This is a genomic window from Nonomuraea sp. NPDC003201 (assembly GCF_053590415.1).
This window is the reverse complement of sequence record NZ_JBSFTC010000027.1, coordinates 66,181-73,485: the sequence shown is the minus strand read 5'-3', so window position 1 is coordinate 73,485 and position 7,305 is coordinate 66,181. Positions and strand designations below refer to the sequence as shown.

Genomic DNA, 7,305 nt, shown 5'->3' with positions numbered 1-7,305 from the left:
CGCCTCCGAGCTGACGGCACGGCCTCCCTCGTCCTGAAACGCCTGATCAACAGGCCGACGAGAGGTCAACTCACCATGCGTACCGTCCCCATCCCCGTGGACGTCAGCAAGCTCAGCATCACCTGCGTGAAGGCCCCACGCCCTCGCGTGCTCAAGCGCGACACCGGCGAGATCAAGACCGACAAGAACGGCAACACCGTCTACGAGGTCACCGTGTCGGTCGAAGACGAGTTCGGCCGGATCGAACTCGTCAAGATCGGCATCACCGGTGAGCCGCCCATCAAGGCCGGCGACGCCGTCAACGTGGTCGGCCTGCTCGGCTACGTCTGGGAGATCGCCGGACGCTGGGGCATCTCCTACCGGGCCACCGCCCTGCTCCCGCAGCAGGAGGCCACCGGTGTCTGACCAGCGCTACACGGTGCTCGGAGTCCTGGCCGCCATCGCGGCCGGGCTCTGGGCCTGGCGCCGCTTCCACTACCCGTCCTTCTGGCTCGTCATCGGCTTCCCAATCACGGCCATCAGCATCCGGGCGTCCTGGCGCAAGGTCGCCCTCGGCTGCGGCCTCGCCAAGAAGCGGCAGCGCTTCTGGTTCACCACCGTCCCCGGCCTGGTCGCCTCGACCGGCGTTGTCCGGGTGCGGCGCAAGTGGCAGCGCATCGCCGTGGACACCAAGCCGTTCATGTGGCTACCGCTCCCGACCCGCTACGGCTGGCGCGTCACCCTGCACACCCTGGAAGGACAAATCCCGGCCGACTACGCCGACGTCGCCGAACGACTGGCGCACTCCTGGGGTGTGCATGCCGTGCGCGTCTCCTCCGACAAGCCCGGCCGGGTCCGTCTGGCCGCCACCGTCCGTGACTCGCTGGTCAAGGTGGACGAACTCCCGCCGTCCACCGAACTGCTCAAGGTCACCGTGGGACGGCTGGAGACCGGTACGCCGTGGGTCATCGACTTCCGTACCGTGCCGCACTGGCTCAACGCGGGAGCCACCCAGTCCGGTAAGTCCAACCTCGCCAACGCGCTCATCGTCGGCCTGGCCCCGCAACCGGTCGCCCTGGTCGGCTTCGACCTCAAGGGCGGCGTGGAGTTCACCCCGTACGCGCCGCGACTGTCCGCGCTGGCCACCACGCGAGCGGAGTGCGGTGGGCTACTGGATGACCTGGTGGCGCTCATGACGGATCGGATGGGCGTGTGCCGGATGGCCTCGGCGCGCAATATCTGGCAGCTCCCACCCGGCATGCGTCCGGTGCCCGTCGTGGTCCTGGTGGACGAGTTGGCCGAGCTGTACCTGATGGCTGACAAGTCGGAGAAGGACGAGATCGCCAAGACCTCCACCGCGCTACTGCGGGTGGCGCAGCTCGGTCGAGCGTTCGGCATCTACCTGTTCTGCTGCGGCCAGCGCATCGGCTCCGACCTCGGCCCCGGCGTCACCTCGCTCCGCGCCCAGTGCTCAGGCCGGATCTGCCACCGGGTCAATGATCCCGAGACCGCCACCATGACCCTCGGCGACCTCGATCCGGCCGCCCTGGTCTCCGCCCGCGCTATCCCCGCCGAGACGCCCGGCGTCGCCATCGTCGCGGGTCAGGACGGCCAGTGGTACCGCGCCCGCTCCTTCTACGTCAGCGAACAAGCGGCCGAACACGCCGCCCGCACCTACGCCATCCAGGCCCCGACCTGGGCCGACGTGATGACCGCTCAACCCATGGAGACGCCCGACCAGCAGACGGCCTGAACCGACACCGAAAAGGGGGTCGAGATGCGCCACATCGCCGCCTGGCTGCTCAACACCGGTCCTGTCCTCGTCCTGGCCCTCATCGCAGGAGCAGGCTCCTTCACCCACATCCGCGACACCGCAAGCCAGCACGGCCAGACCGGCTGGATGGCCTGGGCGATCGCCGTCTGCATCGACCTGACCTGCGTCATGGCCGCCCGCGAACGCCAACGCGACAAGAAGACCGGCCGAACCCGACGCGGACTGATCTCCTGGCCCGTCCTCGTCCTGGCTGGAGGCATCATCCTGTCCCTGGCCGCCAACCTCGCCCAAGCCACACCAACCGCCTGGGGCTGGATCACCGCAGCCACCCCGGCCGGCGCCTTCCTCGTCGCGATCTCCATGCTCGAACGCCGCGCCACCACCCGCACCGACACACCACAGGACGTCCCACAGACGTCCTCACCAACCGCGCAGACGTCCCAAGCCGTCTCCGGAGAGTCCCGACACGTCCCGCACGCTGACCGTCCTGCCCTGGCCCCGGCCTACGAAGTCGATCGCCAGCACGACGCTCCCGCGCCCGATCCGACCCTCGTGGACTACGCCCGCCGCGTCGCCGACGAGCACCACGCCAAGCACGGCAGCCCGATCACCGCAGACCTCATCCGCACCCGCCTGGGCGTGTCCGACCAACTCGCTGCCGACCTACTGCACATCCTGCAGCCCGCCCATAGCCAGTGAAAGGAACGCCCTCGATGTCCACCATCCACTCACGGCCCACGTTCGTCGCTGGACTCCGCGCCCTGGCCGACCTGCTCGAAGCCCGTCCCGAGATCCCAACGCCTTGGAGCACGACCGTGCACCACTTCGTGCCCGACGACCAGGACGCGGAAATGCGCGCCGAACTCGACCGCCTGGCCACCCTCCTCGGCAGCCACATCGACGGGGCGGACGGCCACTACACGACCACGCTGTTCTTCGGCCCGATCGAGTATCGCGCTGTGGCGATCCTGGCCGAATCCCGCGCCCGCTACGCCGCCCACGACAGCTACCGCGGCTGCGTCACGCCCGACAGCCCGTACGAAGACCGATGACCATGGACGCCACGCTCGCCCACTACCGCTGCTGCACCTGCAACGGCACCGGCCTCACCGACGACCAGACCTACGCCGACTGCAACGGCACCGGCATCGACAACCACGGCGCATAGCCGCAAGCGCCCCCCGCCTGGCCACACATCCGCCAAGATCCGCGCCAGGCCGGGGGCCATCCACACCAGAGTCACTGGATAGGACAGGACCCATCTTGCCCCACCTTGCCCACAGCCACGCCGTGGCTGGAATGATCCACCGACTCAAGCAACCCGACTACGACCGCTGGGCCAGCCAGATCAAGCGCACCGGCGGCTGCCGCCAGCCCATCCACCTACGCGGCAAAGTCGAACACTACGACCAAGCCACCGGCCAACTCCTGCACCGCTACAGCACCACCACCGAACCCAACGGCGTCCTACGCGTCCCGTGCAAGACCCGCCGCGCCTCCCGCTGCCCGGCCTGCGCCGAGGTCTACCGCGCCGACACCTACCAACTCGTCCGCGCCGGCCTCGTCGGCGGCAAGGGCGTGCCCGACGCGGTCAGCGCGCACCCATGTTTGTTCGTCACGCTCACCGCGCCCTCCTTCGGAGCCGTCCACGCGCGGCGGGAGAAGAACGGCAAGGTCCTGCCCTGCCATGCCCGCCGTAACGTCCAGACCTGTCCGCACGGACAGGTCATGTCCTGCACCGACCGGCACAGCGCCGACGATCCACACCTCGGAGAGCCGCTGTGTCCGGAGTGCTACGACCACGACGGCTCGGTCCTGTTCAACGCCATCAGCCCCGAGCTGTGGCGCCGCTTCACCTTGGCTCTCCGGCGCCGCTTCGCGAAGCTCAACGGCCTGACCGTCAAGGCCCTGCGCGAGCACGTCAGCATCGCCTTCGCCAAGGTCGCCGAATACCAGCGCCGCGGCGTCGTCCACTTCCACGCCGTCATCCGCCTCGACGGACCCGACGGGCCCAACTCACCACCACCCGCCTGGGCCACAGCCGACACCCTGGAACAAGCCGTCCAGCACGCCGCCACGGTCGTGACAGCGGAGGTCAAGCCGCTCAGCCGAACCTTCCAGTGGGGCACCCAGCTCGACGTTCGCCGCATCACCTTGGACGGCGACCTTACCGAGCAAGCCGTCGCCGCCTACATCGCCAAGTACGCAACCAAAGCCGCCGAATGCGTCGGCACCCTCGACCGCCGCATCCAACCGCTTGACAACCTCGACGCCCTTCCCATCCGCGACCACGCCCGCCGCCTGATCGCCGCCTGCATGCGCCTGGGCAGCCACCCCGGCCTGGCTGACCTGAGACTCACTCACTGGGCGCACATGCTCGGCTTCCGCGGACACTTCTCCACCAAGAGCCGCCATTACTCCACCACCCTCGGCGAGCTCCGATCAGCCCGCGAAGAACACATGCGCACGGAAGCAATCACCACCGGACGGCTCCCGCTCTTCGAGGAGGACACCGTCCTGGTCATCGCCCACTGGGAGTACGCCGGACAGGGCCTCTCTGCTGGCGACCAGCTCCTCGCCGCCGCTCTCACCGGCACACCGCTCACAGATCCCGTTCGACGGGAGGCCGCACATGAATGACCTCGTGCTCACCGTCGACGAGGCCGCCGCGTGGCTCCGCGTCAGCCGGTGGACCCTCTACACCCTGATCCGATCCAACCAACTCCGAAGCTTCAAGGTCGGTCGCCGTCGCCTCATCGAGGTCGAGGCCCTGACCGAGTGCATCAAGACCCTGGCAGAGGTGGCCTGATGACGAAGACGACACTTGGCACACCGGAGGAAGAGCCCAAGCGCCGTACTGGCCGCCGCATCCGTAAGCGTTCCAACGGCGAAGGAAGCATCTGGCCGCGCAAGGATGGCCGCTACGGCTACGCCGCCTTCGTCCAGACGACGGCAGGCACCGTGAAGCGTGTCCAAGGCTCCGCTCGTACCCAGGAGGACGCAAGGAAGAAGCTGACCGAGCTTCTCCACCAAGCCGACGAGGGCATCCCCGTCTCGTCCGAGAATTGGACGCTGGCCGACTTCCTGACGTACTGGCTCAAGCACATCGTCAGCCAGGAACGGCGCCCGAAGACGTACCAAGGATACGAGGGTGTGGTCCGCCTCCACCTCATTCCCGGCCTGGGAAAGAAGCGCCTCGGCAAGCTCAACGCCCAGGACGTCCGGCTCTTCATCAATCGCGTCCGCACCGAGTGTCAGTGCTGCCGAAACGGCTGGGATGCCTCCCGCGACAAGCCCGTTTGCTGCGCTCTCAAGGCCAGAGCGTGCTGTGAATCCCGGCTCTCGACCCGCATGGTCCAGTCCATCCACGCGGTCCTGCGCAACGCCCTAGAGTGCGCCGTCCGAGAGGAGATCATCTCTCGCAACGTGGCCAAGCTAGTCAAGGTCCCGGTGCCCAAGTACAAGGTCAATCGCGGCCTGACTGTCCCGCAGGCCCGCGCGGTCCTCAAGGCGGCTCAGGATCACCGGCTTCATGCCCTGTACGTCCTGGCGCTCTGTATCGGACTGCGCCGCGGGGAACTACTCGGGCTCCGGTGGGAGGACGTCGATCTCGAAGGTGGCAAGCTCGAAGTGGTTCAGAGTCTTCAGCGTGTCGCCGGCCGCCTCCAGTTCGTCCGCCCCAAGACCGCTGACTCGGAACGCACGGTGCCCCTACCGCCCATGTGTGTGGAGGCGCTGAAAGAGCATCGTAAGAAGCTGTTCTTGGAGCGCTCGGACCGGTGGGAGGAGTGGAAGGAACACGGCCTGGTCTTCCCGTCGCGCTGTGGCACTCCGATGGAGCCGGACAATCTACGGCGAAGCTGGGGAGCCATCCGCGAGGCCGCCGGCCTCGGTGAGATGCGCTTTCACGATCTCCGCCACACCTGCGTAACGCTCCTGCTCAACCTCGGCGTCCCGCCCCAAGTCGTCCGCGACATCGTCGGCCACAGTGACATCGAGGTGACCATGACGATCTACGCCCATGCCTCCCTCGACGACAAGCGATGTGCCCTCAGCAAGCTAGGAGAGGCACTCACATAAACATCACCCGAGCACCTCGAACAGCGCAGTTCAAGGTGCTCATTTAGAGTCACGGACTCTGGTTAGCCCAGGGCACAGGTTCAACATCTCCGTACCAGCGATCTTTCTTGATCACACTCTGATAGGAGCCACGATACGCCACTTCGAACAGCAGCAGCAATGTCAGGTAGTGATATACGAGAAACCATGCCTCCCGAACGAGGCCCTTAGGCGTATAGATAGTGCCGCGCGGCTCTTTGGGGTGGACGATCTCGTTACGGATTCGAGCTACTGCAGTCGGCCCATCACGCGGCCCTTCCACGTTCTGAGCCGCCGTAATGTATGTATCCAACTTAGCGAGCACTTGGCCATCTATTCCGCAAGGTATTCCCGCCTGGTTCAGAACCTCCCTGAGACGGCCGGCCGCACCGAGTCGATCGTATGCCCTTTTACTCATGCCGCCCCTCACCTTCAAGATGACCCAGGTGAGATGCTCTATGGCCGAAAAGGCAGTCATGATCCTCTGCTCGACAAACCCCGTTGAGTTCATGAGGACAGCGGACGTCATCAGGAATCTGAGCGTAAACCCATCTTCCGCGTCTTTGAATCGCGGAATTGTGCCTCGCAGGTACTCCTCGGTGTCGTTTCCGTCGTGCCACCACCAAGCAAGTCCGCTGCTGCGTCCAGGAGTGCAGTGAAGAGTGCCCCACTCCTGCCAACGAATGTGCCCACTCGCATCAAGCCCGACAGGAAGAGCAGGCGCCACCCAACGTCCTGCTGCGAAGGAGAGGGAGAACTGCAGCGCGGCGAGCACCGGCTTCACTTCTGCGGCAGTGAAACGGCTCCCATCCTCGCGGCGCACCTCCATGACATGGGTTATTGTGATCGCTTGCTTCTCCCGCAGGAGAGCCCAAACGTCGGAGTGATCAGGCCTCCTGTCTATGACGATCTTCCAGCCATCTATGATCGCTGTCCATCGTCCCGTGAACCACTCGAACTTGTCGCCACCGGTGATACGAGTTGGAGCACTCATGGCCGGCAGATTCATCCAGTGGGCCACGACTCGCACAAGGGGCGCATCTGCATCCCCCACACTTGTTCCATCGAGCCACCCACCGAAGAAGTCACGGCGATGCGCAGGGAACGTGTGATCACCTGTTGGGAGCTGAAGAGTGATGTTTACATCGTCAATATCGAGAAGACTCCGGCGGGGGATGTTTTCTTCGTCCTCAGTTATCCGCCAAGAGAGATCTAGCTTAGATACGCAGTGAAGCTGGACGGTGCCCTCAACGTCTACTCCGTCCGCGAATCCCTTGACTGGACCCCGAAAAAGGGTGATGGATTCGCCTGGAGCATTCAAGGGATAGATCGGCTCTAGTGCCGGGTGCACCTCTTCATCGTCTTGAGCAGCGCGCGCACTAACCATGGGGACACCCTAGACCCGGACCTGCCTCTACATCGATCAAATATCGGAGAGGGCAAGGTCTACTGTC

At 65.5% G+C, this 7,305-nt stretch carries 8 protein-coding genes; 7 read left to right on the top strand and 1 reads right to left on the bottom strand.

Going from position 1 to position 7,305, the window contains the following annotated elements; genetic code table 11:
* The 7 genes from ACWDX9_RS13790 to ACWDX9_RS13760 form a co-directional block, all read left to right on the top strand.
* A partial coding sequence (locus tag ACWDX9_RS13790; RefSeq protein ID WP_449953025.1) for an SCO3933 family regulatory protein occupies nucleotides 1-405 on the top strand: 405 nt, incomplete at its 5' end.
* The gene (locus ACWDX9_RS13785) at nucleotides 398-1,732 is read left to right on the top strand and encodes an FtsK/SpoIIIE domain-containing protein (RefSeq protein WP_449953023.1); all 1,335 of its coding nucleotides are present in this window, start codon (nucleotides 398-400) and stop codon (nucleotides 1,730-1,732) included. The genes ACWDX9_RS13790 and ACWDX9_RS13785, both read left to right, overlap by 8 nt.
* Nucleotides 1,733-1,756: 24 nt before the next feature.
* Complete coding sequence (locus ACWDX9_RS13780) at nucleotides 1,757-2,452, top strand: DUF2637 domain-containing protein (RefSeq protein ID WP_449953020.1); 696 nt, start codon at nucleotides 1,757-1,759, stop codon at nucleotides 2,450-2,452.
* Between the two features lie 14 nt (nucleotides 2,453-2,466).
* Nucleotides 2,467-2,805, top strand: coding sequence for a hypothetical protein (locus tag ACWDX9_RS13775; protein WP_449953017.1), 339 nt, complete (start codon nucleotides 2,467-2,469; stop codon nucleotides 2,803-2,805).
* A 247-nt stretch (nucleotides 2,806-3,052) separates the two neighbouring features.
* Nucleotides 3,053-4,393 (top strand): replication initiator, encoded by a 1,341-nt coding sequence (locus tag ACWDX9_RS13770; protein WP_449953014.1) that lies wholly within the window; start codon nucleotides 3,053-3,055, stop codon nucleotides 4,391-4,393.
* Nucleotides 4,386-4,562, top strand: a complete 177-nt coding sequence (locus ACWDX9_RS13765) for a helix-turn-helix domain-containing protein (RefSeq protein WP_449953011.1) — start codon at nucleotides 4,386-4,388, stop codon at nucleotides 4,560-4,562. The genes ACWDX9_RS13770 and ACWDX9_RS13765 overlap by 8 nt, the downstream gene beginning before the upstream one ends.
* Nucleotides 4,562-5,833, top strand: coding sequence for a tyrosine-type recombinase/integrase (locus ACWDX9_RS13760; protein WP_449953009.1), 1,272 nt, complete (start codon nucleotides 4,562-4,564; stop codon nucleotides 5,831-5,833). The genes ACWDX9_RS13765 and ACWDX9_RS13760 overlap by 1 nt, the downstream gene beginning before the upstream one ends.
* A 49-nt stretch (nucleotides 5,834-5,882) precedes the next feature.
* Here the strand turns inward: ACWDX9_RS13760 and ACWDX9_RS13755 are convergent, their stop codons facing one another.
* Complete coding sequence (locus ACWDX9_RS13755) at nucleotides 5,883-7,238, bottom strand: hypothetical protein (RefSeq protein ID WP_449953006.1); 1,356 nt, start codon at nucleotides 7,236-7,238, stop codon at nucleotides 5,883-5,885.
* Nucleotides 7,239-7,305 lie beyond the last annotated feature (67 nt).